Origin of the sequence: Neisseria sp. HMSC061H08 (assembly GCF_001836795.1) — a bacterium.
GTDB lineage: Bacteria > Pseudomonadota > Gammaproteobacteria > Burkholderiales > Neisseriaceae > Neisseria > Neisseria subflava_A.
Window position 1 is genome coordinate 1 of sequence record NZ_KV830597.1, and the last position, 261, is coordinate 261.

The window sequence follows — 261 nt, forward strand, 5'->3', positions numbered from 1 at the left end:
GCGGGTATGTTGTTTGTAACCGAGTTTGTAGATGCCGTTTTTCTTTGTCCAGCGGGCATCTTTATCTTTACTCGGTGTGGTTTGGCCGCTGACTTGTCCTTCTTCATCGACTTCTATGGCCTGACGCTGTTTGCTGCCGGCGGTCTGAATAATGGTGGCGTCAATGACGGCGGCGGATGCTTTCTCTACTTTTAAACCTTTTTCGGTCAGTTGGCAGTTAATCAGTTTTAGCAATTCGGACAGGGTGTCGTCTTGCGCCAG

Annotated in this window: 1 pseudogene; it reads right to left on the bottom strand. The window is 49.4% G+C overall.

What is annotated here, in order from left to right:
- Positions 1-261: pseudogene (locus HMPREF2675_RS10750) on the bottom strand (IS5/IS1182 family transposase); the annotation flags it as partial.